This window comes from Pseudoglutamicibacter cumminsii (assembly GCF_003143995.1).
Classification (GTDB): Bacteria; Actinomycetota; Actinomycetes; order Actinomycetales; family Micrococcaceae; genus Pseudoglutamicibacter; species Pseudoglutamicibacter cumminsii_B.
Window position 1 is genome coordinate 97,270 of record NZ_QFWG01000006.1, and the last position, 26,065, is coordinate 123,334.

Below are 26,065 nucleotides of genomic sequence, written 5' to 3' on the forward strand. Positions count from 1 at the left end.
TCTCCCCGCCTCCAAACCTCTATCCACGTGGGACGCCTCACGTCACAGGCGTCACGCTTCTGCAAACCATCCGTCTGCACGGCTACTCTTGTTGGAGACGCAACAGTCCATTTGGAGGCACAGTCTTATGACCGCGAACGCCGAGCAGACCGCATTGTCCGCGCCTACTTCCCACCAGAAGTTGGCCCAATGGGTGTCCGAGGTGGCAGCACTGACCCAGCCGGATGCAATCCACTGGGTCGACGGTTCCGAATCCGAAGACCTGAAGCTCAAGCAGCTCCTGGTTGACTCTGGTACGTTCACCAAGCTCAACGAGGATCTGTTCCCTAACTCTTATCTCGCGAACTCCGACCCAGCTGACGTCGCTCGCGTGGAATCCCGCACGTTCATTTGCTCCGAGAAGGAAGAGGACGCCGGCTTCACGAACAACTGGATGGACCCAGTTGAGATGAAGACCAAGCTCAACGGCCTCTTCGAGGGCTCGATGCGCGGCCGCACGATGTACGTCATCCCGTTCGTGATGGGTCACCTTGATGCGAAGAACCCTAAGTTCGGTGTTGAGATCTCTGACTCCGCATACGTCGTGACGTCGATGCGCATCATGGCCAAGATCGGTAACGAGGTCTTGCGCAAGATGGAAGAGACCGACGCGTTCTTCGTTCCAGCATTGCACTCGGTTGGCGCTCCGCTCGAAGAGGGCGAAGAGGACGTCGCTTGGCCATGCAACGAAGAGAAGTGGATCGTTCACTTCCCTGAAGAGCGCTCCATCGTCTCCTACGGTTCCGGCTACGGCGGTAACGCGCTACTTGGCAAGAAGTGCTACTCGTTGCGTATCGCTTCCGTCATGGCTCGCGATGAGGGCTGGCTCGCCGAGCACATGGTTCTCATGCGCCTGACCAACCCAGAAGGTAAGTCCTTCAACATTTCCGCTGCGTTCCCATCGGCGTGCGGTAAGACCAACCTCGCGCTCATCGATCCAACCGTCGAAGGCTGGAAGGCCGAGGTTCTGGGCGACGACATCGTCTGGATGAACTTCGACGAAGACGGCTCCCTGCGCGCGGTCAACCCTGAATATGGTTTCTTCGGTGTGGCTCCGGGCACCGGCTGGTCCACGAACCCGAACGCTATGCGCGCCATCGCTAAGGGCAACACGATCTTCACCAACGTCGCGCTCACTGATGAAGGTGGCGTGTGGTGGGAAGGCATGACCGACGAAGCCCCAGCCCACCTGATCGACTGGCAGGGCAACGACTGGACCCCGGATGCTGGCCGCCCGGCAGCGCACCCGAACAGCCGTTTCTGCACCCCGATCAGCCAGGCTGACATGCTCTCCGATGAGTACTACAACCCGGATGGCGTCAAGCTCGACGCGATCATGTTCGGCGGTCGCCGCAAGACGACCGTTCCGCTGGTTTCCCAGGCCCGTAGCTGGTCCCAGGGTGTGTTCTTCGGTTCGACCCTGTCCTCCGAGACGACCGCCGCTGCAGAAGGCGCGGTTGGCGTTGTGCGTCGCGACCCAATGGCGATGCTTCCGTTCATCGGCTACGACGCGGGCGATTACCTTAACCACTGGGACAAGCTCCGCGACCTCCCAGCAGCTCAGGGCGGCAAGAACCTCCCGGCTGTGTTCCTGGTCAACTGGTTCCGCCGCAACGCTGACGGCGGCTTCGCATGGCCTGGCTTCGGCGAGAACTCGCGCGTTCTGAAGTGGATCTGCGACCGCATCGAAGGCAAGGCTGAAGCGACTGAGACGCCACTGGGCCTCATCCCTGCGGAAGGTTCGCTGGACCTGGTTGGCCTCGAGATCAGCGATTCGGACCTCGAAGCCGCAACCCGCTTCGATGTTGAAGAGTGGAAGAACGAACTGCCGCTCATCGAGCAGTGGTACGAGAACTTCGGCGACCACCTGCCAGCCTCTATGCGCGCTGAGCTGGACGCCTTGCGTGAGCGCCTCGGTGCATAACGTAAGCCGTTGCAGCTGACGCTGTGAACTGATGACGATGCCGCAGTCCCTTTGTGAGGTGACTGCGGCATCGTTGTTTTCTGCTCAGGAAGGCGGGGCCACATGGCGGAGCTGACGTTGATTTTCGATGGCCGCTGCGGTGTGTGTACGCGGGCCGCGGCCTGGTTGCGGCGCCTGGATAGGGGCGGCCGGGTTGAGTTGCGGGCCTCGCAAGAGCGCGGGGTGCGGGAGGCGTTTGGGCTCACGCGCGAGCAGACCGATGTTGAGATTTGGGCTTTCCGCGTGCAGCCCGGTGGGCAGGACGTAACGGTTTCGCGGGGCGCGGGCGCGGCGGCTGTTGCCTTGGATGTGGCGCTGGGTACGCGAATCTTTAGAGCTGTGTATCGGTTCCCTCCGGTCAGGTGGTGCGCTGACCGCGTCTACGCGTGGGTGAGTGCCCATCGCGGTCGGTTCCCGGGCATCACGCCGTGGTGTGCGCAAAACCCCGAGGCTTGCGAGGGTGCTGAGGCATCCGGTGCAAACCCCGGGGCGTGCGGTGCGGTGTAGCTCGAGCTAGCCGCGGAGGAATCCGAGCACGGAGTCGCGGACGCGCTCCATGGTTTCGCGGTCGTTGGCTTCCGCGTTGAAGCGGAGTAGCGGCTCGGTGTTGGACGGCCGTAGGTTGAACCACCAGGAGCCGTCGGTTGCGCTGACCGTGGTGCCGTCGAGCGTTTCGACCTCGGTGTCAGCGCCGGATCCGAGTTCGTCTACAACCTTCTGGGTTGCGGCGGCAGCATCAGCGACTTTGGTGTTGATCTCCCCGGACGCGACGTACGGTTCGTACTGAGCTACGAGCTCGGAAAGTGGTTTGTTCTGCCGGCCAAGTGCGGCAAGAATGTGCATCGCGGCGAGCATCCCGGTGTCGGCGAAGTAGAAGTCCCGGAAGTAGTAGTGGGCGCTGTGTTCACCACCGAACACGGCGTCTTCTTCCGCCATGACGGCTTTGATGAACGAATGTCCCACGCGGGTTCGCACAGCGCGGCCACCGGCCGACTCAACCGTCTCTGGCACAGCCTTGGACGTGATGAGGTTGTGAATCACCACTGGAGTTTCTTCGCCCGCGGCCTTCGCGCGAGCGATTTCGCGGGCCGCAACCAATGCGGTGATCGCGGAAGGGGAGACAGCGGCGCCGTTTTCGTCCACAACAAAGCAACGGTCCGCATCGCCATCGAAAGCAAGACCAAGGTCAGCGCCGTGCTGCTTCACGGCGGCCTGGAGGTCAGCGATATTTTCAGGCTCGATGGGGTTGGCAGGGTGGTTCGGGAAGGAACCGTCGAGCTCGAAGTACAGCGGGAAGATCTCTAACGGCAGGGCTTCAAGCTCTGCATCGCCCAGGACCGCCGGGGTCGTGAGGCCAGCCATGCCATTGCCCGCATCAACAACCACCTTGAGTGGGCGGATGCCGGAAAGGTCTACAAGCGAACGCAAGTGCCGTGCGTAGTCAGGAAGCACGTCGCGGTGTTCAATTTCAGCGGGAGCGTTGAGTGGTTGCGGGATGCCCTCTTCGAGGTATTTCTGCGCGAGGATGCGGATGTCTTCGAGGCCTGAATCCGCGGAGATCGGCTTGGCGCCGGCGCGGGTCATCTTGATGCCGTTGTAGCCGGCGGGGTTGTGGGATGCGGTGAAGGTGACCCCGGCTGCGTCGAGGGAGCCGCTCGCGAAGTAGAGCTCATCGGTTGAGATCTGGCCGAGGACCACGGGCCTAGCGCCACGTGCCGCGAGTGTCTCAGCGAAGACGTTCATGAACTGTGTGCTGGATGGCCGCATGTCGCCGCCCACAAGCACGGTGGACCCGGCTAGACCAAGGACATCGACGAAAGCGGCGGCGGTGGCTTGGACGGTTTCGTCTGTGATGGTCTCGCCGACGATACCGCGAACGTCATAGGCTTTAAACGAATCGCTGAGATTGATTATGGTCATAACTGTCAGACTACGCTGTCATGCTTGTGCCACTGGTCAGGCTCACTGAAACAGCGGGAGGCGTGAGATGGAACATACGGATAACGAGGCATTGTCAGCGGGCATGCCTGCTGGCTTGTCTGCCGATTTCGATGCGGATTCCGCGCTCGCCGCCCTGCGCCGACTGGTGGGTAACGATTCGGCGCAGTTTCATCAGGGACAGCTCGAAGCGATCGAGGCGTTGGTGGGGCGCCGTCGCAGGGCGTTGGTGGTTCAGCGGACCGGTTGGGGTAAGTCGGCTGTGTATTTTGTGGCGACTGCTTTGTTGCGGGCTCAAGGGGCCGGCCCGACCTTGATTATTTCGCCGTTGTTGGCGTTGATGCGGGATCAGATCGCGGCGGCTGAGCGGGCTGGCGTGCGTGCGCACGCGATCAATTCGGCGAACGCGACGGAGTGGGAGCAGGTTCGAGCCAAACTCGCAGGGGATCAGGTGGATGTTCTGTTGGTGTCGCCGGAACGGTTGAATAATCCGCGGTTCCGTGAAGAGCAGCTTCCGCAGTTGGTGGAGCGGATGGGTCTGCTTGTGGTGGATGAGGCGCACTGTATTTCTGACTGGGGGCATGATTTTCGGCCGGATTACCGCCGAATCAAGGACCTCATCGAACGCCTTCCCCAGGGAGTTCCTGTTTTGGCGACCACCGCGACCGCGAATGAGCGGGTGGTGCGGGATGTTGAGGAGCAGCTCGCGGAGGGTGGCCAGGACGTTTTCACGTTGCGCGGCCCGTTGGCAAGGAAGTCGCTGAGGTTGGGTGTTTTGCGGATGGCGAGCCCGCGCAAGCAGCTCGGTTGGCTCGTCCAGCATGTGGGGGAGCTTGAGGGATCCGGGATTATTTATGCGTTGACGGTTTCTGCGGCCGAAGACATCGCGCAGATGCTACGTGAGGCCGGGTTGAACGTGCGGGCTTACACAGGCCGCACGGACCAGGATGAGCGGCATGAGCTTGAGGATGCGCTCAAGAACAATCAGGTCAAGGCGTTGGTTGCGACCTCGGCGCTGGGTATGGGCTTCGACAAGCCTGATCTTGGTTTCGTGGTGCACGTGGGTGCGCCTAGCTCACCGGTTGCGTATTACCAACAGGTAGGGCGTGCCGGCCGTGGCACCGATCGGGCCGATGTGCTGTTGTTGCCGGGGCCGGAGGATCGCGAGATTTGGCGGTATTTCGCGTCCGCTTCGATGCCGCAGGAATCGGCTGCCCGGGCCGTGATTGATGCGTTGGCTGAGGCCGGTGGGCCGGTGTCGGTTCCGGTTTTGGAAGCGCGGGTCAATGTCCGGCGGACCGCGCTCGAGTTGTTGCTCAAGGTTCTGGCTGTCGATGGCGCGGTTGAGCGAGTTCAGGGTGGCTGGGTTGGCACGGGTGTTCCGTGGGTCTATGACCGTGAACGTTACGAGAGGGTGGCTCAGGCGCGTGAAGCGGAGCAGGAAGCGATGCTGGCGTATGAGCAGACCGACGGTTGCCGTATGCGTTTCCTTTCGGAGCAACTGGATGATCCGCATGCGGAGGACTGCGGGATCTGCGATAACTGTGCCGGCCGATGGTTCCCGTCTGATGTGGGGGATGAGGCCACGCACCTTGCCGAGGGTGGTTTGAGCCGGGTTGGTGTGGAGATTGAGCCGCGGAAGATGTATCCGACGGGGCTGTCCGCGTTGGGCTTAGACATCAAGGGTCGGATCCCTGCTGAGCTTCAAGCCGGTGAGGGACGTGCGCTGGCTCGGTTGACGGACCTCGGGTGGGGTACGAGGTTGCGTGAGATGCTGCAGCAGGCACCGGACGCTCCTGTGGCCGCCGATGTGGTGAATGCGTGCGTCAAGGTTGTTGCGGATTGGTCGGCGGCGGCCGGTTGGATGGGGGAGGACGGCACGCCATCGCCGGAACGTCCAGTGGGTGTTGTAGCGATGCCTTCGGCGCGGCATCCGCAGCTCGTGTCCAGCTTGGCGTCCGAGCTGGCTCGGATTGGGCAGATGCGGTTCATCGGTGCGCTCGAGTATGCGGGGGCTCCTCCGCGTTCGGGTCCGGGAGGTAACTCGGCTTACCGGTTCGCGGACGTGCACGGTGCGTTCGTGGTGCCTGATGCGATGCGCGATGCGGTGGCGTCGGCGCCGGGCCCGTTACTGTTGGTGGATGACCTCGTGGACTCGCGATGGTCGCTAACTAGCGCGGCCGCTGTGCTGCGCCAAGCGGGTGCGCCAGGGGTGCTGCCTTTTGCCTTGGCGGTTGTTGGTTAGCGGGGCTTCGTAGAATTAGAAGTATGGAACCATCGTTTCTGGTCTTGGGCGTTGTAGTTGTTGTAGTCGCGATTGTGTTGGGTCTGCGGTCCGCGGGTAAGCGTGCGCGGAAGAATTTGCAGGCTAACACTACGCCTGGGCGTGCCCACGAGGTTTCGGAGCTTTTGGACGTCGAGACCCACAAAGCTGTTTATGCCCGGATCGCTCAGAACGATCTGATGGGTGCGGCGCAGTTGATCAAGAGCGCGACTGACCGTTCGAACATGGACTGTATCACCGATGTTGTGGCGTTACAGAAGTACCCGCAGGTGAAGTCGCAGGCCGCGTTCCGAGAGATTGAAACTCCGGAATTCGAGACGCCGGAATTGGAGACCCCGGAGCACGAGGCCTCTGAGGCGTCGCCTGCTGAACCGTACGCTGACGTCCAGGATTCGACCGCATCGGGGCCTGTTGATTCCTCTGATCTTGATGTTCCTTCTGACCAGGATTGGGCGATCCCGGAAGACTGGGCGGTCCGGTACGGCGATGAGGCGGCCGCGTCTGAGCGTCACATGAACTTCACCCACAATGATGGTGAACGTGAGCATTCGTTCAGCACTCAGGACATTCCGGCTGCTGAACGGGACCAGCTGATGGCTAAGTTGCGTGACCGTCGGTTCGATGAGGCATCCGAGATCATCGGCCGGCATATCGATCTGGATCAGGGGATCATCCGCCGCGCATTGGAAGCAAACATGGCCGCTGGTTCGGGCAACGGAGTCACGTTGCAGGTCAACGTTGGGGACGGGCGCACGGTCACGTTCAGTACGGACCGTTTGAGCGAAACCGAGCGGGGTATTTTCATGACGGCGATGCACATGGAAGACGTGGACGCCGCCGTAGACATTTTCATGCGTCATACCGGTGTTGATGAGGAACACGCACGAGAGGTTCTCCAACAGGTAGCGCACCTATATAAGCGCGGCCACTAAGCGCGCATCTGCTTCGTTTAGCTTTCCGCTAAGGCTATTCACCTGGGTGAGTCATTCACCTTTAATGATCGTGTAGGTCTGATCTAGTTTTCTCGCCTTATACGTTGTCCTGCTAAGGAGGAACACATGGCATTGGCACCAAACGGAAACGATCCATTTGCTGGCTTGGGTGAGGTCCCAAGCTTCGAGCTGACGTCCACCACGGTTGAGGATGGTGGGATGTGGCCGGCTGAGCAGTACTCCGGCGCTTTCGGCGTTGAGGGCGGTAAGGATATTTCGCCGCAGCTCAGCTGGTCTGGCGCGCCTGAGGGCACTAAGAGCTTTGCGGTCACGGTGTTTGACCCGGACGCTCCAACTCAGTCGGGCTTCTGGCACTGGGTTCTCACGCGTATCCCGGCTTCGGTTACGGAGCTCCCGGAGGGTGCGGGCGATGGCCTGGATCTGCCGGAAGGTGCGTTCCAGCTGAAGAACGATGGCGGCCAGCCGGGCTTCATCGGTGCCGCTCCGCCGCAGGGCCATGGCCCGCATCGTTATGTGATTACGGTGCATGCTTTGGACGTTGAAGACCTGGGTGTGGACGGCGACACCTCGCCGGCTAAGCATGGTTTCATGATGTTCGGTCACACGCTGGGCCGCGCCACGATCGTGGTCAACGGGGAGATCCCAGCCTAGTTTCAGCCGTCACGCGGCTTGTGTGATTCGGGGGTGGTTCCGCGGCAGAGCTCGCGGGACCACCCCCGACGCGTTTGCTTCTACCTCCGCCGCGGATGGTGAGGTCTCACTAACTTTAGGTGATGCTTAGTAAGCGAAGCCTTCCTTTGCTGGCGGTTGATGCCGAAGTGGAGGATGCTGTTCATATGACTTCAACGAATGTAGGGCATGAGAACAGGCAGGAACCGCATCAGGCTTCGGGACACGCGCAAAAGCTGAACTGGTTGCGCGCGGGTGTTTTGGGCGCCAACGACGGCATCGTTTCTGTCGCTGCTGTGGTGGTTGGTGTCGCAGGTGCGACGACGCAGATCGGCCCGATTTTGACGGCCGGCGCCGCCGCTGTGATTGGCGGCGCGGTGTCGATGGGGCTGGGCGAGTACGTTTCGGTTTCTTCGCAGAAGGATGCGGAGGAATCCCTGGTCGCTAAGGAGAAGCGCGAGCTTCAAGAGGATCCTGAGGGTGAGCTTGAGGAGCTGACTCAGCTGTATCAGGAGCAGGGGCTTTCGCGGGACACCGCGGAGAAGGTCGCGGTTGAGCTGACTGAGAAGGATGCGTTGAAGGCGCACCTGCAGATGGAGCTCAACATCGATGAGGATGACATTGTGAGTCCGTGGCATGCGGCTTTCGCGTCGATGCTCGCGTTCCTTGCTGGCGCGATCTTGCCGATGCTGACGATCGTCCTGCTCCCGCACGGCGCGAACATCGTGGGCACGTTTGTCGCGACGTTGGTTGCGCTCGCGCTTACGGGTGCGGTTGGTGCCAAGCTGGGTGGCAGCTCGCCGGTCAAGGCCGGTATACGCGTGGTGATCGGTGGCGCGTTGGCGCTCGGATTCACCTACCTCGTGGGCTACCTGCTGGGAGCATCCGGAGTAGCGTAGCCGCAGAAACGCAGAAGGCGGGGCAACACCATAGGTGTTGCCCCGCCTTCTCGTGTAGAACTCGGCGTTTCAGTGATTGGGCCAGCGTTTATTGCTCAAGCGTTTATTGGTCGCGTGGTTCGACTTTAAGGGTCTTGAGCATCTCGATCACCTCGTCGCGAGACTTGGAGGTCTGGAAGCCTCGGGCGTCTTCAATGCCCTGTTTGCCGCTGGCGTTGTCATTGTTCCGGACCATGATGAAGGCCGAGCTTGGCTGACGGTTATTGAGGTAGGCCTTCGCGTGGTATTCGCTTTCGTCATGGGGAGTCTTGGTGACGATGCGGGCTATCCACTTGTAGTCGCCTGTCTCGGGGTCCTTGATGGTTTGTTCGACAAGGTAGGTTTCGCCCTCGACGCCTTCCATGTCGAGGTCCTCCAAGCGCCAGGAGTTGAAGTTCTCTACGGATTCTGCCGGCGGCCCGTCTAGATCTGTGATGATGCCGGTGTTGATGGCGCCGTCGGCGGAAGGCCCTTTCAGAATGATGTCTTCTTGTGGGTCGAAGCCTTCTTGTTGTGGCTCGCCCTTCTTCTCTAGGGTTGCTGTCCAGTCGCCAACGGGTGTGATGGTGTAGGCGCCATTGCTTGTGCTGACCGGTTCTCCCTTGGTGGATTCGGAGGTGTTGTCAGAGCTTTCGGTGTTTTCTGCAGGCGCGCTGGTTTCGGTGCTAGCGGTTTCTGTTTCCGTCACCGTTTGTTCCTCAGACGCTTCGGAGCTGGCGTTATCGTTTCCGCCAGCATCTGCTTGGCACGCAGTCGCAAACAGCAATGTTGCAGCGAACGAGGTTGCTAGGAGTTTGTTTCCGTGTTTGGGGACAGTGCGTTTCATAATGATCGCCTCCTAAAAAGCGTTCATTACGAGCCTAAAAGATTCGAACTACCGTTTCTACCCCTAGATGTGAAGTCCGGGGTGTGAGGTCCGGGGCGGGAGAACGGTGTGCCAGTTTTCCGCTTAAATATGCCTCTTTGACGCCGCGATAAGGGACGCCGTAACCCGTCTACTTCCGCGTGATTCCAGGGTTAAACGGGAAAACCCCGGAACTTCAATAAGTTCCGGGGGCCGCGAGCGGAGACGGGGGGATTCGAACCCCCGGTCCGGTTTAACCCAGACCCTTCATTAGCAGTGAAGTCCAATCGGCCACTCTGGCACGTCTCCACGTTGCGCCGATAAAAGGGCAACATCCCATAGCTTAGCCGAGGGCACGCACTCACATCAAAGTGAACACCCGACGCTAGACGGTCACGCGTCCGTTCATACTAGTTAAACGCGGGCCGGAAAACCATCAGCCGCGGGCCAGTGCGTCCCAGATGAAGCTGTAGCTTCGGGCCGCTGTGCGGGCCGCCGATGCATGGTCAACTGAACCTGAATGTCCGCCATCCACTTCCTCGTGGTACCACGCGTTACGGTGGCCGAGCTCCTCCAGCAACGCATAGAAGTGGCGGGCCTGGACGGGGCCTACACGGTCGTCGGACGCTGTGGTCCACACCAGCAGTTCAGGCCACGCAACATCACGGGCATCGTCGGCGGTATCAGCAAGCCGGTGTGTCGCGGAAATGTCACGCAAGTGCTTAACATCCGCTGGAACATCGGGATCGCCGTATTCAGCGATCCACGAATGCCCAGCCGAAAGTTGCGTGTACCGCAACATATCCAGCAGCGGGACACCGCACGAGATCGCGCCGAACAGCTCCGGATAGCGCACGTACATGTTGCCCGCGAGCAGACCACCATTGGAGCCGCCGGCCATACCCGTGAAATCCGGGGAAGAAACGCCGCGCTCGTGAAGATCGCGAACCACGGCGGCGAGATCCTCGTACGCGCGCGGTCGATTCTCGCGCAAAGCTGCCGCATGCCACTCGGGTCCGTATTCGCCGCCACCACGGATGTTCGCGACCACAAACGCTGGAGCCCGGCCTTCACTCGTGCGGCGCTCAAGCCAGCCGCGCCCCACCGCCGCCGAGTAGCCAGGCGTACGGGATACCCGGAAACCGCCATAAGCGCTCACATACACCGGAGTCTCACCGTCCAGCGGCGCATCCTTCGGCGCAACCAAAAAATACGGGACCCGGGTCCCATCATCGGACACCGCGAAATGCTGCGAAACCTCGTGCACGCTCGCATCGAAACGCTCCGGCGCAACCCCGATGACCCGCCAGCCAGCGCCGCTGTCAGAGCCGGCCTCAGCGCCGCCGCCAGAATCAGCAGCGCCGCTACCACCAGCGTTACCGGCGGTCGCGAGCGAACCCAACTGCAGCGTCGGAGGCTGGAGGAACCCTTCCGAAACCATCCAGATGTCGTCGCTGTTTTCCTCATCGAATGGCCACATGCTTACCGAGGACAATTCAGGAACGCCAGGTAGCTCGGTCACAGCCCAGTCGTTGCGCGGGTCCAAACGCACAACGCGGGAAGCAACGTCCTTCATGATGACTGCGAAGCCGAAGTTCTTAGTGAAACCCACCGCCTGAACAGACTCAGACTCCTCGGGCACAAGCACGGCACGCAAGCTGGAACGCTCACCAGCGAGCCACTCCGCGGCTCTGACCACCAGCACCGTCCCGGCCGGGTAGGTCTGCCCGCCTACCTCCCATGTGCTCATCGGGCGGATCAGCAACCAGTCTTGATAGAAGCCAACGCGGGCGTCCCCCGGGGCATCGATCTTCTGAACACCCGCCCCGTCGCACATGTCCACGTAGTTCGTGCCCGTGAAGAAGTCCTCCGAATCCCGGAACACCGTCTTCTCGAAACCCGGGGTCGTGTCTACGCCGGCGCCAGCCGAAACGTGGCTCGCGTCGATTTCGAACACAACCTCCGCATCCGCCAGGCTCTGCCCCCGGCGCACGCTGCGCACACACCGCGCATAGGTCGAACGCGTCACGTCGTCATCGCCCGTCACCGTGGAAACCAAGAACGAATCATCAAAACCCCAGCTCACGGACGTCTTCGCCAACGGTAGCTCCAAGCCGCCTTCCACGAACTCGCGGTCCGCCGCATCGAACTCGCGGACCACCACCGCGTCACCACCATCAGGGGAGAGCACCACCAACGCTCGCCGCGGCTGCCCGCCTGGCTTCGGTTCCCACGAGGCACCACGCCACACCCAGTTCACGCCCTCATCGGCGCTCAGCTCATCGAGGTCCAGCAACGTTTCCCACTGCGGATCTCCAGCAACATAGGAATCCCAGTCCGTGGTGCGCCAGATACCCCGCGGATGCTGGGCGTCCTGCCAGAAGTTCGTGTGGAACTCACCGTGCTTGCTCACAGCAATGAGCCGGTCTTCAGCATCCATCGCTTCCTGGATCCGCGCCACCACGTGATCATGCTCGTCAGAGGTAAGGCGCGCATCGGTTGCTTGCGTGCGCTCCGCCGCCCACGCGAGGGCCTCTTCGCCGCGGATCTCGTCCAAAAAAGTATGAATATGCGTCAGATCAGTCGGTTTAGTCACAGCCTAAGAATACGTTGAGGTGATAGAGATAAGTACATGGAACAAGGAACAGATCATGCTCAGGATGCCGGCCTTCTCCGTGTGGTGGTGATCGGCGCTGGCCCGCGTGGAACCTCGGTCGTGGAGCGGCTTGCGCTCGCCGCGGCGGGGCGGCAGGCATGGGCTCCGACTGATTTGTTGATTGATGACGACGACGGTGGCGCCTTGGATACGCGGCCGTTGCGTATCGATGTGGTTGATCCGTACCCTGCTGGTTCTGGCCGGGTGTGGGATCCGGGGCAGTCGCGGAACTTGTGGATGAATACGCCGTCGATGTTCCCCACGGTTGCGCCGGAGCGTCCAGCTGGTGTGTCGCGGGCTGATCATCCGGGGCTGAGCTTTGAGCAGTTCCGTCTGTCGGGTGGCGATGGCGCCGAGCTGAGCGAGGTTGAGCGGGCTGAGCTCGAGGCGTTGGGGCCTGGCAGTTTCCCTCCGCGGCCGCTGTATGGGCGCTACTTGCAGCACGTGTGGGAGGGTGTCGCCGCGCAGCTCGAGGGCTTGGATCATGTGGATGGCCCGCATGTTCACGCTACGTTGGCGGTTTCGGTTGATCCGCATGTTGGCGGTGGCTACCGAGTCGTGTTGGGTTCGGGGCAGGTCTTGTATGCGGACCGTGTGGTTCTGGCTGTTGGGCATGTTCCTGCCCGGATTTCACCTGAGCAGGAGGCCGTGGGCTCGGCCTGCACGTCGCATCCGGGTGCGCACTATGTTCCGCCGCATGTTTCCACTGACGTCGATTACGATGCGCTCCCAGCTGGCCAGAACGTCCTGGTTCGCGGCATGGGTCTGAACTTTTTCGACCTCCTGGCCGAGGTCACCTTGAGCCGTGGCGGCCGCTTCGAGGAGACCGGCGGCCCTGCAGGCCAAGCCCTCAAGTACATCCCGAGCGGCAAGGAACCCATCCTCATCGCCGGCTCGCGCCGCGGAACCCCGTACCGTGCGAAAGCGGCCATCCCAGCGTTCATCCCGCCGGGCATCGAACTCAAGTTCTTCACGTATGACCGCATCGTTGAAGCCGCGGAGAAGGGCGCGACCGGCCGCCTACCGGGCACCGTGGACTTTGAACGTCACGTGTGGCCGTTGCTGAACCGCGACGTGATCCGCACCTACTACAACGAGCTCGCCGCCGCGGCGCCCGAGGTTTTCGAATCTACGCCGTCCTCGTTCCTGGACGAGCTGGACGAGATCCTCGCCGCCCCGACCGATATCGGCGATGAAGTGTGGGTCCTGAAGCTCAAGGATGCGCTGGCTCGCGCGCTTCCGGAACGCGAACTGTTCGATATCCGCTCATTGGCGCGTCCGTGGGCGGGGCACGGCGCGATCACCGCGGAAGCGTACCGTGCCGCAACCATCGAGATGCTGGAAAGCGACGTCGCTGCCGCCTCCCTGGGCACGGGGTCGCCGCTGCACATGGCGATCGGTGCACTGCACGCGGGCCGCATGATCGTGAAGCGTCTGATCGCGGAAGGCTACATCGACGAACGTTCCGTCGCCGCCCAGGTGCGCGGCTGGTTCGAGCCACTCGTTGAGGGGCTGGCCTCGGGGCCACCTTTGGAACGTATTGAGCAGATGGTCGCCTTGGTGCGCGCCGGGATCATCGAGGTTCTGGGCCCTGAGCCGTCCTACACCTACGATGCGGAGGCCCGCCTCTTCCGCGCTGTGTCGCCATGGGTGGGTGGCGCGGAGCCGGAAGCGACGTGGATGGTTGAGGCGATGATGCCGGCCAACCGTGTTGCGATCACGGATTCGCCGCTGTTGCGTTCGATGCTGGCCTCGGGCCTGGCGCGGCCGCGTGTGCGCATCACCGATGATGGTGAGCAGGTCCCCGGCTCTGGTCTTGACGTAGAGGGGGCCGACCACCGTGTGGTCGGCACGAGCGGTGCCGCCGCCGACGGAGTGCACGTGCTTGGTCTGCAGCTATCTTCTGTGCAGTGGGGGACAGCGATCGCGGCTGAGGCCGGCGGTGACCCGCACGTTGGCGCCCGGACGCTCGCGGACGCGGAAGCAATCGCCCGCTCCATCTTGCTGGACTAGTCCTGGCCTAATCTTAAAGCGGAAAACCCCGGAATCTCTAGGATCCCGGGGTTATATCGCGGAGGGTAAGGGAATTTCACCCAAATCCCGTAAATACGCGGTAAAACAAGGGTCGCATGAACCGTGTGCCTAATTTATGCCTAGTCATCTGCAGTTGTGGGAAAAATGACCACCAAGAAAGAAGCACAGATGAGCACCTCAGGCACTGAGAAAACCGTTCCGTACACGCTCAGCGAGTACCTGCACAACTTAGGGCTAACCCCCGGGCAAATAGACACGCTAACCAATAGCCCGCTATTCATCTTCCAGAATGAATCTCTAAACACCGCGGGGTTTGTCGAATATGTAGGACCTCAACAACATCATGGGGGCGTACGCCTTGAAATACGGTGGAACAATCTCGACGGCATTGCCGCCCGTGTCGAACTCACCGAAAGCACTGAAGGCTATGCCACCTTCACGGCAGAAGGGCTAAGAGAGCTTGCGAAAGCAATCACAGATTTTTCATGGCTCTTAGAAGCAATTGCAGAACCTTTTGAACGGGCGTAGGTCAACGCCTGTAACCCCGGCCTCTATAGCTAAGACGCTCGCTAGATATGAGATAGAGGCCTGTAAAGCCTTCTGTAAGCGCCTATAAAGCTCACTGAAGCTTAATAACCTCGTAACGTATCCATAGCCCCCGGTAATGGCCTTGTAAGGCTGTTAGCGGGGGTTATCTTATGTCCTTTAACGTTTGAAATACTTTAGCGGCATAGGGCGCCCCTAACAGAAAAACAGCCGGGGAGAGATCGCAATGCCGGCGGGGGGCGAAGTGGCGAGCGACGTGGGAGGGGTGACCCCGTGGGGCGTGTGCTTCGTGCGTGTACGGTCTGCACGGGGGCGGGTGAGGCGGTTCTGTGTGAGGCTCCACGGCGAGCGCTCACCGTCTCGCGATGCTCTGGTCTGTGATGTCTAGTTGTTCCGGCTGCCTGTGTTTGTGGGGTCACATGCGTGCGTGCGGTTTGTATTTGTACAGTCTGTACAGGCCGGCGGTGTGTGGTGAGGTGCCTGTGTCTGTCTGTGTGAGACGCCCGGCGCTCGCCGTGAGGTTCTTGGGGTGCTGTGAAGGGGTTGCCCCGTAGGGGAGGGTCTGAGGGGGTCGGAGGGGTTGGAGACGTGAAGGAGGCCCGCCGTGGGCCTATGGACATGGAAAGACCCGGGCTAAGGTTTCTTCTGTGTTCCTTAGCGCCGGGCCTTCCCGTTAGTGGTTATGCGATTTTGAAGAGTGCTTCATCTTTGGCCGTACTCGACGGCTTAGACGGTTCAGACGGTTCAGACGGTTTCCTTATGAGTCCCTCTGCTTTCCATGATCTGAGGAAGTCTTGCCGAAAATAGCCGCGTATATCGTTCAGTTTGCCGGGGCGTATCTTGTACTTGCCCAGCATCCTCCCTAATCGTTGGGGAGTGAGTTTGGAACCTATGCGGTTACCTTCGCCCCAGGTGTCAGGTTCTGCTCTGATTAGTTCAGATATCAGCTTTCCTGTTGGGATGAACGGTTGATTCTCTGGCAGTAACTCGTAAATGTGTCTGATGAGTACCCGGTGAGGGGGCATGTGCCGTAACCCTTCTTCTTCGTCTCGCTTCGTTTCCTCGATGTGCCTCAGTGCGAACTCATCCACGCGTTGACACCATGAAGGGCTGTTCACTGCTGCAGCTACTTGCTTCAGCGGTAGCCATATTTCTTTGAACCGCCCCTTCACGTCATCCGGGATTCTCGGACGTGAAGGCTTCTTCTGTAGAACGCCCGCGGCCCACTGTTCGGCTTCCGCTTTCAGCTCGGCTGCTTCTTGTTCTAGTTCGTCATCCCAGTACGTTTCAGCCTTGACACCTTCCAGGTCTGGCAACATCGTGATCGGGATGATTCGGGTCATAGTGTCCTCAGGAAGAAGCATGTTGTTCCCAGCCATCGCTACCGGCCCGTAAGTCGATAGTTTGAGCGATTCCGGCTCTTCGCCGTTTCCTTTCCTCTCGCTAGTTATGAGCCTGTACCCGTCGCGTTTATAGCCGCTGTTGATCGTCTGGATCAGCTCTTCCCTCCCGGGCCTTTTGGGGTCAAGAGTTCTGTCAGCTTCATCCAGTAGAACCGTTCTCATAGACGCGTGCACCGCTCTCGAAAGAGCCGCGTTCGTCGCATTCGCGGCCAGTAGCGGATTAGCGGTAAGCCTGTGCAGATGATCTAACAGCGTGGTCTTTCCGCTTCCCGGTACGGGGCTAGTAATCAAGAGCCGCGGCGTGGAGATGTTGATCTCCATGAGGAACGTGTGAAGAGCCCATAAAGTTAGAACCTCGTAATCTTCATCGGACGCCGTGAGAATGTATTTCTCGAAGTGGTCACGGTACTTGTCCAGGATCGTCACAGGCCCTTCATTTGAGCCGTCTAAGCCGTCTAAGCCGTCGAAGCCGTCTACGTGTGGCGTGTAGTTCGTGTTCATGCGTTCACCCCCTCGAACGTGTCACCGCGCCCGGCTCCACAGTTGTAACAGCGGGGGCTAAATGCCGCGGTCAGCGCTAGCTCCACGGTCTTGCGGTGCTGTGTCGAGATACGGACGTGCATAGCGTCCCACCATGCATCTAGGTACAGTTCTTGGCGCTCTGCCTCTCGCATCGGGGCTAGCCGCGCGGTGGTCTCTCGGACTCCGTAGAAGTAGCCTTCCCACCATCCGCGGTTATGCTCGCCCTGTCGTAGCAGCTCCTGTTCGGCGAGCGTGAAACTGCTTCGCCGCGTGTGGATGCTCTCACCCTTCGAACCTGTGTTCGAGTCAGGTAAACTAGATGACACGGGGCTACTGTTCTTCTGGATACGGTCAGCCCCGCCGCCATGTCTAGGGTGCTGACTTCTGCGCTCGCCGTGACGTGGGTACTGGCCCCCGTTGCTTTCATGAGCGGCGGGGGTCTGCTGTTGGTAGCTCATTAGTTAGCGCCCCCTTCTTCTGCGTAGTTCCATACGTATTTAGAAGGGGTTAGCTGATGGAAGAAGTTGAGGAAGTCAGCGCGGTGAACGCGAATCATTTTCTTCCCGGCCTTGTAAGCCGTTAGATCACCTGATGCAATCCACCGGTGAACGCTAGAAGAATGTACGCCCGCATACTCAGCTACCTGAGCTACGGAGAGCATAGGGGCTAGATCGTTAAACGCTACGTAAGGGGTAGTTTGTGTTTTGCTCACGACAAATAAGCCCTTTCAGACTTATTTACGGAGCTAATCCCGAAGGCGTGAAAGAAAGAAGCCCTTAAGGCCAGCCAACAGCCAGTAGCGCGAATACTGATTCAAGACCTATTGCAGGTCTTAGCTCACTATAGCATTAAGCGCCATCTGTTTCAGTGGTACCGGCCCGCTTTTCTTTAGCTAGCCTCAACGCTTCAGCTTTCACGGCTTCAAAGCCACCCGAAACGCCAAATAAGCCATAGACGTATTCGCCTATATACGCGTTTTCTTCTATGTCGCGATGCATAAACCGTTCATGGCTACTGTCAATGCGCCCCTGTTGTCTCCCGCTGTATGAAGGCTTAAGGCTAATCGTCTTCTGTTTGGTCTGCCTGGCGTGGTTTAGATCGGCGCTAATATCGTCACGGGTTAAGCGAATCTCAACCCTATGCGATCTGCACACCCAAAGACCCGATATAAAAAAATCATCTAACCATGTGACGGCTGATTCAGTATGAAGCCCCTTCGCTTTTATCTCACCGTTAAGGGTCTGCCGTTCCAGGTGAGCGCTGACACACCCGGAACTTAGAAACGGGTCAGCTTTCTTTCTTTTATCGTGTGTCTCTATGCATTCAGCTGTTGCCATGTAGCTTTTCCGTAGAAACGGGTACTTGCTGGCAATGAGAACTTTAGGGCCCTCTGCTTCCTCATCCTTTATGTTTATTTCCTGAAGCGTATACAGTTCCCGCCTGTACTCTCCTAAATACTCGGCAATAAGCTCGGCTTGAGGTGTGAGCGGAAGCGCGTAAAGAAGCCCCCGGTTAGTGACGATACGGCCTAACGGGGTTTCATACACGGCCCCTAAAGAACACCCCTTAGGGCACCTGTACTTCAATAACCTGTATTTCTCAGCGAACTCAGACCCAGATAGCCCCTCTTTGAGGCTCGCGAGATAGTCAAACGGGGAATACTTCAACCGGCCTAGGCGTAACTGTTCCTGTGTAAGCGTCTCCATGTTTTTCACCGCTGTTTATCCCTGCCCTGATGTGAGCATCGCTAAGCGCTCTTTCCCAGCGTGCTGATATTTCATTACGGACTCAACATCTGAATGGCCCCCGAAAGCCATGAGGTCGGCTAGGGTAGCGCCCTTGCGGCCCAAATGAGTTAAAGCCGTGTGACGTAGCCCATGAAAAACGAAACCTTCTAGCAAAGGCGGGTCATTCTCATCGTCAGCGTTGAGCTTGTCTACTGCCCGCTTCATCTGGTTTCTAATAGTGTTCGGGTTGTGGAAACGGTTACCGCCGCCCTTGCGGGGAAACAACAAGTCGCCGCCGTTAGTAAGCTCATCTAGCCGGGCTTGCACCTTGCCTTCAATAACCTGGGTAACCGGTATCTGCCTATGTCCTGCAGCAGATTTAGGCGTTACTTCACATAGCGTTTGACCGTTTTCGTTCTTGTTAGACACTTGCGAGCTGACTTCTACGTATAGTCGCCCGTTTACGCCGCGGGCAAAAGAACGTTTACGTAGCGCTAGGACTTCGCCTAAACGTAGACCGTTATAAGCTGCGATATAGACCATTAGCCGCGTATATGCGGGGAATAGTTCGGCTATCGCGTCGATCTGCTCAGGTGTAGCGACAATGTCGCGTTTCTTTTTTGGGGTCGCCTTATAACGCTTAGCTGGCACATCACACGGGGAGCTATTCAAGAGCGGCTTAAAACTACGTGGCAAACCTTTAGTTTGACCCGTAGCCCACATGAAAAGTCTTTCTACCGTGGTGTAAATATTGTGCACGGTTTTCGGTTGTCTTCGTCGCCTCGTTTTCCCGAACGGCTCGGTGCTGAGTTTTTCAAACCAGTTATCAATGTCTTCTACAGTGACCGCGGCAATTGGGGTAGACCCGAACGCTTTACGGAAATGGTTTAGGTCGCTGTTGTATTTATGGGTAGTAGATGGTTTCGTGCCGTGGTCTCTGAGGTACTGAAGCCACTGTTCAGTAACCTCGTTGCAAGTGATCGAGCTTAGCCGCTCTTTTTCTTCGCGTATCGCTTTAGCCTCAGCTATGCGCTTCCGAGCAATCTTTGGGGGTATGAACGTCCCTCGCTGTATTGCTGATTGAGCATCACGTTCAGCGGCTTCCGCGTCCATCTTTCGGGTGAATGTGCCTATCCCGATCTGTTTGCCTTGATGGGTCACGCGAACTTGCCACTTGTTGTTAGGTAGCTTCCTGATGCTCATCGTTTTTGTGTCTCGTTGTGCCTAATCTGTGCCTAGAAAACGGCTGTTATGCCTAAATTATGCCTAGCTGAATGCTAACATCTGAGTACAACTGCAAGACTTGGGGCACTGAAAAACAGCGCAAAAACCGCGTAATTACAAGGAAAACCCCCGGTATCTCTAGGATCACGGGGGCTTGTAAGCGGAGGGTAAGGGATTCGAACCCTTGGTACGGGGTTACCGCACAATGGTTTTCAAGACCATCTCCTTCGGCCACTCGGACAACCCTCCAACATCGCTCGAGTTTATCGCATGCTTCCGTGATCCCTATATTCGTGTCAGTCTGGTGTGTATGTGCGCTGATCGTGAGTTGAAGAATCCTGCCGATGCGACCCCGCCCACTGACACGACCCCCACTGAGATGACGGTGGTTTCGTTTGATGGCGCTGGCGGCCCCGAGGTGATCACGGCAGGCCGCGGCGCGGTTCCCGTTCCTGGCCCGGGTGAGGTGTTGATCCGCGTGCATGCGTGTGGCGTGAACCCCGCGGATGTTTCACAGCGGGAGGGGAATTACCGCCCTCCGAAAGGCGCCTCCGATGTTCCAGGGCTTGAGGTCGCCGGCGAGGTGGTCGGCCACGGCCGCGGTGTGAATACCGATGTGTGGCCGTTGGGGGAGCGCGTGGTCGCGTTGATCGATGCGGGCGGCTATGCGGAGTATGCGGTCGCTCCGGTCGCGCAGGTTTTGCGGGTGCCTCGCGGTATCAGCTTGGTCGATGCGGCAGCTCTGATCGAGGTTGCGGCAACCGTGTATTCGAACCTCGTGATGACCACCCGCCTCCAGGCCGGCGAGACCGTTCTGGTGCACGGCGCATCGGGCGGTATCGGAACGTTCGCGGTGCAGTGGCTTGCAGCGCGAGGGCACGCGGTCTATGCCACCGCATCGACCGCCGATAAGTGCCAGTGGGCTCTCGATCGCGGCGCAACCGAGGCGATCAACTATAAGGACGAGGACTTCGTGGAGCGCATCAAGCAGCTCACCGACGGCCGCGGTGTGGACGTCGTGCTCGATGTGGTCGGCGGCGCGTACTTGGACCGTAACCTGAGGTGTTTAGCCATTGATGGCCGGATGGTCACGATCGGTTTGGTTGGCGGCCGTAAAGCTGAGCTAGATATGGGTCGGATGATGGTTAAGCGGCTTTCGGTACACGGGACAACGTTGCGTGCGCGGCCCGCGGATCAGAAAGCGGTGATCGTTGCCGCGGTGGGTCAGCATGTCTGGCCTTTGATCGCCGATGGGCGGGTTACGGTGCCTGTTGATGCTCGCTTCCCGCTCGAGCAAGCAAGGGAAGCACACGAATATCTGGCTCGGAAAGAGCATTACGGAAAGATTGTTTTAACGACACATGCCGCGGACCGGGCGTAATGTGTCATGTACACATCATCACGAACACCTATTGAATGGGGTTTCCAATGTCCACAACCTCCGACGAGGTTCAACAGCCACCGGCGTATGTTGATCCTGACGTCCTAGAAGCTGAGGAACGTAAATGGACGCCAACCCGCATCATCGTGTGGGTCGGCGTCGCTCTTTTGGGTGCTGTCGGTTGGGGCGCTATCGCGCTCGGCCGCGGCGAACCGATCAACGCGGTATGGCTGGTTTTCGCGGCCGTCGGTACCTACCTGATCGCGTACCGCTTCTATGCAAAGTACATCGAGCGTAAGGTCGCTAAGCCTGATGACCGCAGGGCAACCCCGGCGGAAGTGAAGAATAACGGCCAGGACTACATGCCGACTGACCGTCGCGTCTTGTATGGCCACCACTTCGCTGCGATCGCGGGCGCTGGCCCGCTGGTTGGCCCGGTTCTGGCGGCCCAGATGGGTTACCTGCCTGGCACGATTTGGATCATCGTCGGTGTGATTCTTGCCGGCGCAGTTCAGGACTACCTCGTACTGTTCTTCTCGATGCGTTCCGGCGCGGTTTCGCTGGGTCAGATGGCTCGCCAGCAGCTGGGTCGCTTCGCTGGTACGGCGGCGATCATCGCGACCGTCTTTATTATGACGATCATCGTCGCGATCCTCGCGCTCGTCGTCGTGAACGCTCTGGGCGAGTCCGCGTGGGGCCTCTACTCGGTTGGCCTGACCATCCCGATCGCTCTGTTCATGGGCATCTACCTGCGCTTCTTGCGCCCGGGCAAGGTCATGGAAGTTTCCATCATCGGTTTCGTGCTGTTGATGTTCGCCATCATCTCTGGCCGCTGGGTCGCTGAATCCGAGTGGGGCGCTTCGTTCTTCCACCTGGATAAGACCACGATCGCCTGGATGATCATCATCTACGGTTTCGTCGCCGCTGTCCTTCCAGTGTGGCTGCTACTCGCGCCGCGCGACTACTTGTCGACGTTCATGAAGATCGGTGTGATCGCGCTGCTTGCGGTCGCGATTGTTGTGGTGCGCCCGATGCTGGATGCGCCTGCCGTATCGATGTTCGCCTCGGTCGAAAATGGGCCAGTGGTATCGGGTAAGTTGTTCCCGTTCCTGTTCGTGACGATTGCGTGTGGTGCCCTATCTGGCTTCCACGCTTTGATCTCCTCGGGTACCACGCCTAAGCTCGTTGAGAAGGAACGCCAGACCCGCTTCCTGGGTTACGGCGGCATGCTCATGGAGTCGTTTATCGCGATCATGGCGCTCGTTTGTGCCCTCGTGATCGACCGCGGCGTGTACTTCGCTATGAACTCGGGTGCCGGTCTCACGGGCGGCACAGTGGAAGGCGCGGTCCAGTTCGTGAACTCGCTCGGCTTGGTCGGTGCGACCGAGCTGACACCGAACATGCTGACCGAGCTTGCCAACAATGTCGGTGAAGAATCTGTCGTATCCCGTACAGGTGGCGCCCCGACGCTCGCGGTGGGTCTCGCCTACATCATGCAGCAATGGTTCGGCGGCATCTCAATGATGGGCTTCTGGTACCACTTCGCGATCATGTTCGAGGCCCTGTTCATCCTCACCGCTGTGGACGCCGGTACCCGTACCGCCCGCTTCATGCTGCAGGACGCGTTCGGTAACTACATCCCTAAGTTCAAGGACATGTCGTGGAAACCGGGCGTCTGGATAACCACCGCGATCATGGTCGGCCTATGGGGCTACATCTTGATCTTGGGTGTCACTGACCCGCTCGGCGGTATTAACACGTTCTTCCCGCTGTTCGGTATTTCTAACCAGCTGCTGGCCGCGATCGCGTTGGCGATCGTCATGGCTATCGTGGCGAAGAAGCAACGCTTCAAGCACATCTGGGTCGTTGTCTTGCCGATGGCATTCGCCACGGTGATTACGATGTACGCCTCGCTTTTGAAGATCTTCTCGCCTAACCCTTCGGTCGGCTACTGGGCTAACCACTTCAAGTACAAGGAAGCGCTCGCCGCGGGCGAGACGAGCCTCGGCACCGCCAATAGCGTTGAAGCGATGAACGCGGTTGTTCGCAACACGTTCGTCCAGGGATCGCTTTCGATCCTGTTTATGCTACTGGCGGCTATCGTGATTACGGCTTCGACCATCGTCACGATCAAGGCTTACCGCCACGGCAAGGTCGTGGATCCGTTCGAGGTTGAGGACGTTGAGTCCCAGTACTACGCTCCGAGCGGTCTGATCGCTTCGAAGTCCGAGCGCGAACTCGAGAAGCGCTGGCAGGAATACGACGAGAAGGTCGCTGCCGGGGGCGCTCCACGGAAGGAGTGACGTGCTCTCATGAGCCAGGTCATCGCATCAGTAACTGAGTTCCTCCGGAAGTCCGGCCGCTACTTCAGCGGTGTCGTCGGTGCAGATAAGTACCAGCGCTACGTTGAGCATTTTCGCCGGGCACATCCGGGCGAGGAGCCGCTCAGCGAGAAAGACTGGTGGCGCCAGTACCACGACTTCCAGGACAAAAACCCTGGAGCTCGCTGTTGCTGAGCCGCTACCGCTGACCATAGTTGCTGAGCCGCTGCCGTTGAGGCTTAGCGCTCTCAAACCAGCTATCTTGGGTGCATGCGTGAGTTTTTCAAAAGCATGTTCGGGAACCCCGACCGCAAGGACACTAAAGAGCTGGGCGAGGGCGTGTGGCGCTCGGACTATTGGCGGTTTCGGCGCGCGGTGGACCGTATGCACCAGGTTCTGGAGCAGGCTCAATCTGACAGCGCGTATAGCGTGATCCTCACGTACGCGGACGAGGTGGGGGACCATCTTGACCGCGTACGTGAGGTGACACGTAGAGCGCACGCCGCGTTCCCGTCGTCGGGGGACCACGTTCCTGCGGCAGCGATGGATGTCCACAACGCGCTCACCAAAGCGGCCACACATGCCGCGACGCTCGCGCAGTCTGCCGCGATGCTCGGCTGGGGCACAGCAACGGAAGCTTCGGAAGCCGGGTGCCTCTCCGTGGCGCAAGAGAACCTGGACCGCAAGAGCGGGGCAGTGGACTCTCAGATCAGCAAGGCGGAAACCGCCCTGCAAGAAGCGCTGCAAGGCACATAGATAAAGCTAAATAAGCAATGCAAAAGGTTCGGGGCCGCACCAATACTGGTACGGCCCCGAACCTTTCTGTGAGAGCCCCCTGCCGGAATCGAACCGGCGACCTTTTCATTACGAGTGAAACGCTCTACCGACTGAGCTAAGGAGGCCTGGCGGTGAACCGCCGGCATACACAAAGGTGCATGCCACGAGTCGAAACTCTATCGGTTCACAGCGCCGCGGTCAAAACGAGTCCGCAACCCTTCAGTTGCTAACAGTTGCTAGCACGAAGTTTTGCTCGGCATTTCCCCCTGGGTCAGGTACTTGTCGACGCCCGCTGTAACGCACATGTTGGAACGTCCGTAAGCGGTGTGGCCCCATCCGTCCCAGGTGAGCAGGGTCGAACCTGGAAGCTGCTTCTGCAGGCTCTCAGCCCAGTGGTACGGGGTTGCAGGGTCGTGCTTGGTGCCAACCACCAAAACTGGCGGGATCTCGTCAGACACCGTGAACTTATCCTGCGCGGCTGCACCGGCGTTAGGCCAGCCGGCACAACCATCGCTCTCGCTGAGTGCCTCCCCATAGAACGGAGCTTCCTTAGCGAACTTCTTGCGGGATTCTTGACGCGATTCCTCGGTGAGCTCCGGGAGCTTGTAGTCCATGCAGTTGTAAGCGCGGAATGCCTCGCTCGAGTTGGTGCTGTAAGTTCCGTCCATCTCGCGGTCGTTCGAAAGATCCCACAAGAACACCAGGCCCGATGGGTCCTTCTGCTTGATCGCAAGGTTCAGCGCCTCAGTTAGCATCTCGTGGGCAGCCGGCTCGTACATCGGCAAGAGGATCGCTTCGAACGCGGCGGCACCGGTGAGCTGGCGGCCATCATCGATCTTGAGCGGCTTGGCATCCCACTCGTTGATCCAGTAGGTGAGCTTCTTACGGCCATCCGCAACATCACCATCGAACCAGCAGTTTGTTTGCTGAGCGCACGACTCCAGGTAATGGTCCAGGCTCTCTTCGAAGGACTTCGCCTGGTCCAACGCGACCTCTTCGATGCCAAGCGATGGGTCCATCGCCGCATCGAGCACCATGCGTCCAGCGTTGCCCGGGAACATCGACAAGTACTGGGCTCCAAGCTTGGTGCCGTAGGAATAACCGAGGTAATCGAGCTTCTCTTCGCCCAGCGCCGCGCGGAGGATATCCATGTCGTGCGCGGAGTTCGGCGTTGTGATCTGGCTCAGGAGCTCTTCCGGCTTAGTTTTCTGCTTGCATTTGACCACATCGGCTTCTGCGGCCTTCTTGATTTCGTCAACGCCCTTATCGTCGTTGCTCGGCATGCGTGAATCGGACATCTGCTGGTCACGGTCTTCGTCCGTGAAGCAGTTCACGGACGTGGACTGGCCCACACCGCGCGGATCGAAACCCACGATGTCGTAGTTCTTGCGGAGGGTACGCGAGAACATCATGGTGGCTGAGTCTTTGACCATGTTGACGCCCGAGCCGCCCGGCCCGCCAGGGTTAACAACGAGGCTGCGTTCTGATTTCTCGGTTGCCTTTGCGCGGATCAGCTCGAGCGTGATGGAACCCTCGCCTGGCTTCTCATAGTTCAAAGGAACGGTGAGTTCGCCGCATTCGAAGTCGTCGCATTTCTTCCAGTCGATCTTCTGCTGGTAGAAAGACTTGAGCTCTTCGTTGCTTGCCGCGGCTGATTCGGAAGCGCTCGATGGGTCGGCTGGGGCAGGCTTGGATGCGCCACCACCGCACGCTGTCAGGGTCAACGCAATGGCGGCGGCCGCTGCACCGAACATGGTGAGGCGTCGGGGCTCACGACGGGTCTTGTGTGGGGAAGTCACGGTGTCCTCGCTGTTGTCGACGGTTGGGTTGTAGGTCTTGTGATTAC

The 26,065-nt window shown here is 59.4% G+C and carries 20 protein-coding genes and 3 tRNA genes; 12 read left to right on the plus strand and 11 right to left on the minus strand.

Annotated elements, in window-relative coordinates; all coding sequences use genetic code 11:
* Positions 1-127: 127 nt before the first annotated feature.
* Together CAY35_RS05970 and CAY35_RS05975 are read left to right on the plus strand one after the other, a co-directional pair.
* Complete coding sequence (locus CAY35_RS05970) at positions 128-1,963, plus strand: phosphoenolpyruvate carboxykinase (GTP) (protein WP_109303754.1); 1,836 nt, start codon at positions 128-130, stop codon at positions 1,961-1,963.
* 102 nt (positions 1,964-2,065) lie between these two features.
* Complete coding sequence (locus CAY35_RS05975) at positions 2,066-2,509, plus strand: thiol-disulfide oxidoreductase DCC family protein (RefSeq protein WP_258265661.1); 444 nt, start codon at positions 2,066-2,068, stop codon at positions 2,507-2,509.
* 6 nt (positions 2,510-2,515) lie between these two features.
* Here the strand turns inward: CAY35_RS05975 and CAY35_RS05980 are convergent, their stop codons facing one another.
* Positions 2,516-3,922, minus strand: a complete 1,407-nt coding sequence (locus CAY35_RS05980; RefSeq protein ID WP_109303755.1) for a phosphomannomutase/phosphoglucomutase — start codon at positions 3,920-3,922, stop codon at positions 2,516-2,518.
* Between the two features lie 103 nt (positions 3,923-4,025).
* On the opposite strand from CAY35_RS05980, the gene CAY35_RS05985 reads away from it, so the two are divergent.
* From CAY35_RS05985 to CAY35_RS06000, 4 genes are all read left to right on the plus strand, one after another.
* Complete coding sequence (locus CAY35_RS05985; protein ID WP_258265665.1) at positions 4,026-6,185, plus strand: RecQ family ATP-dependent DNA helicase; 2,160 nt, start codon at positions 4,026-4,028, stop codon at positions 6,183-6,185.
* Positions 6,186-6,208: 23 nt separating this feature from the next.
* A complete protein-coding gene (locus tag CAY35_RS05990; protein ID WP_109303757.1) occupies positions 6,209-7,156 on the plus strand; it encodes a hypothetical protein in 948 nt (315 codons plus the stop codon).
* A gap of 126 nt (positions 7,157-7,282) precedes the next feature.
* Positions 7,283-7,828 carry a YbhB/YbcL family Raf kinase inhibitor-like protein gene (locus CAY35_RS05995; protein ID WP_101629907.1) on the plus strand — a complete coding sequence of 182 codons (546 nt, stop codon included), beginning with the start codon at positions 7,283-7,285 and terminating at the stop codon, positions 7,826-7,828.
* Positions 7,829-8,013: 185 nt separating this feature from the next.
* Positions 8,014-8,745, plus strand: a complete 732-nt coding sequence (locus tag CAY35_RS06000) for a VIT1/CCC1 transporter family protein (RefSeq protein ID WP_109303789.1) — start codon at positions 8,014-8,016, stop codon at positions 8,743-8,745.
* A gap of 103 nt (positions 8,746-8,848) precedes the next feature.
* Here the strand turns inward: CAY35_RS06000 and CAY35_RS06005 are convergent, their stop codons facing one another.
* The 3 genes from CAY35_RS06005 to CAY35_RS06015 all read right to left on the minus strand — a co-directional run bounded on the left by CAY35_RS06005 (position 8,849) and on the right by CAY35_RS06015 (position 12,224).
* Positions 8,849-9,610, minus strand: a complete 762-nt coding sequence (locus tag CAY35_RS06005) for a hypothetical protein (RefSeq protein ID WP_109303758.1) — start codon at positions 9,608-9,610, stop codon at positions 8,849-8,851.
* A 238-nt stretch (positions 9,611-9,848) separates the two neighbouring features.
* Positions 9,849-9,937: transfer RNA gene (locus CAY35_RS06010), tRNA-Ser, on the minus strand.
* 127 nt (positions 9,938-10,064) lie between these two features.
* Entirely contained in the window at positions 10,065-12,224 is a 2,160-nt protein-coding gene (locus CAY35_RS06015) for a prolyl oligopeptidase family serine peptidase (protein ID WP_109303759.1), read from the minus strand.
* 36 nt (positions 12,225-12,260) lie between these two features.
* On the opposite strand from CAY35_RS06015, the gene CAY35_RS06020 reads away from it, so the two are divergent.
* Positions 12,261-14,297, plus strand: a complete 2,037-nt coding sequence (locus tag CAY35_RS06020; protein ID WP_109303760.1) for an FAD/NAD(P)-binding protein — start codon at positions 12,261-12,263, stop codon at positions 14,295-14,297.
* 165 nt (positions 14,298-14,462) lie between these two features.
* Positions 14,463-14,846: a hypothetical protein gene (locus tag CAY35_RS06025; protein WP_146191928.1), complete on the plus strand. Its 384-nt coding sequence runs from the start codon at positions 14,463-14,465 to the stop codon at positions 14,844-14,846.
* A 698-nt stretch (positions 14,847-15,544) separates the two neighbouring features.
* Here CAY35_RS06025 and CAY35_RS06030 read toward each other — a convergent pair.
* From CAY35_RS06030 to CAY35_RS06055, 5 genes are all read right to left on the minus strand, one after another.
* Positions 15,545-16,768 (minus strand): DUF3631 domain-containing protein, encoded by a 1,224-nt coding sequence (locus CAY35_RS06030; protein ID WP_109303762.1) that lies wholly within the window; start codon positions 16,766-16,768, stop codon positions 15,545-15,547.
* A gap of 478 nt (positions 16,769-17,246) precedes the next feature.
* Positions 17,247-17,450 (minus strand): helix-turn-helix domain-containing protein, encoded by a 204-nt coding sequence (locus CAY35_RS10030; protein WP_109303764.1) that lies wholly within the window; start codon positions 17,448-17,450, stop codon positions 17,247-17,249.
* Positions 17,451-17,637: 187 nt separating this feature from the next.
* Positions 17,638-18,504 (minus strand): hypothetical protein, encoded by an 867-nt coding sequence (locus CAY35_RS06045; RefSeq protein ID WP_146191930.1) that lies wholly within the window; start codon positions 18,502-18,504, stop codon positions 17,638-17,640.
* 6 nt (positions 18,505-18,510) lie between these two features.
* Positions 18,511-19,719, minus strand: a complete 1,209-nt coding sequence (locus tag CAY35_RS06050) for a tyrosine-type recombinase/integrase (RefSeq protein WP_109303766.1) — start codon at positions 19,717-19,719, stop codon at positions 18,511-18,513.
* 182 nt (positions 19,720-19,901) lie between these two features.
* Positions 19,902-19,989 (minus strand) — tRNA-Ser (locus tag CAY35_RS06055).
* Positions 19,990-20,119: 130 nt separating this feature from the next.
* Here CAY35_RS06055 and CAY35_RS06060 point away from each other — a divergent pair.
* The 4 genes from CAY35_RS06060 (at position 20,120) to CAY35_RS06075 (ending at position 24,198) form a co-directional block, all read left to right on the plus strand.
* Entirely contained in the window at positions 20,120-21,121 is a 1,002-nt protein-coding gene (locus CAY35_RS06060; RefSeq protein ID WP_109303790.1) for an NAD(P)H-quinone oxidoreductase, read from the plus strand.
* A 47-nt stretch (positions 21,122-21,168) separates the two neighbouring features.
* Positions 21,169-23,424, plus strand: coding sequence for a carbon starvation CstA family protein (locus CAY35_RS06065; RefSeq protein ID WP_109303767.1), 2,256 nt, complete (start codon positions 21,169-21,171; stop codon positions 23,422-23,424).
* A 9-nt stretch (positions 23,425-23,433) separates the two neighbouring features.
* Positions 23,434-23,637 (plus strand): YbdD/YjiX family protein, encoded by a 204-nt coding sequence (locus CAY35_RS06070; protein ID WP_101629921.1) that lies wholly within the window; start codon positions 23,434-23,436, stop codon positions 23,635-23,637.
* A gap of 75 nt (positions 23,638-23,712) precedes the next feature.
* Positions 23,713-24,198: a hypothetical protein gene (locus tag CAY35_RS06075; RefSeq protein WP_109303768.1), complete on the plus strand. Its 486-nt coding sequence runs from the start codon at positions 23,713-23,715 to the stop codon at positions 24,196-24,198.
* A 73-nt stretch (positions 24,199-24,271) separates the two neighbouring features.
* On the opposite strand, the gene CAY35_RS06080 is transcribed toward CAY35_RS06075, so the two are convergent.
* Both CAY35_RS06080 and CAY35_RS06085 read right to left on the minus strand, forming a co-directional pair.
* Positions 24,272-24,344: transfer RNA gene (locus CAY35_RS06080), tRNA-Thr, on the minus strand.
* 111 nt (positions 24,345-24,455) lie between these two features.
* Positions 24,456-26,018, minus strand: coding sequence for an alpha/beta hydrolase (locus CAY35_RS06085; protein ID WP_219930455.1), 1,563 nt, complete (start codon positions 26,016-26,018; stop codon positions 24,456-24,458).
* Positions 26,019-26,065: the final 47 nt, after the last annotated feature.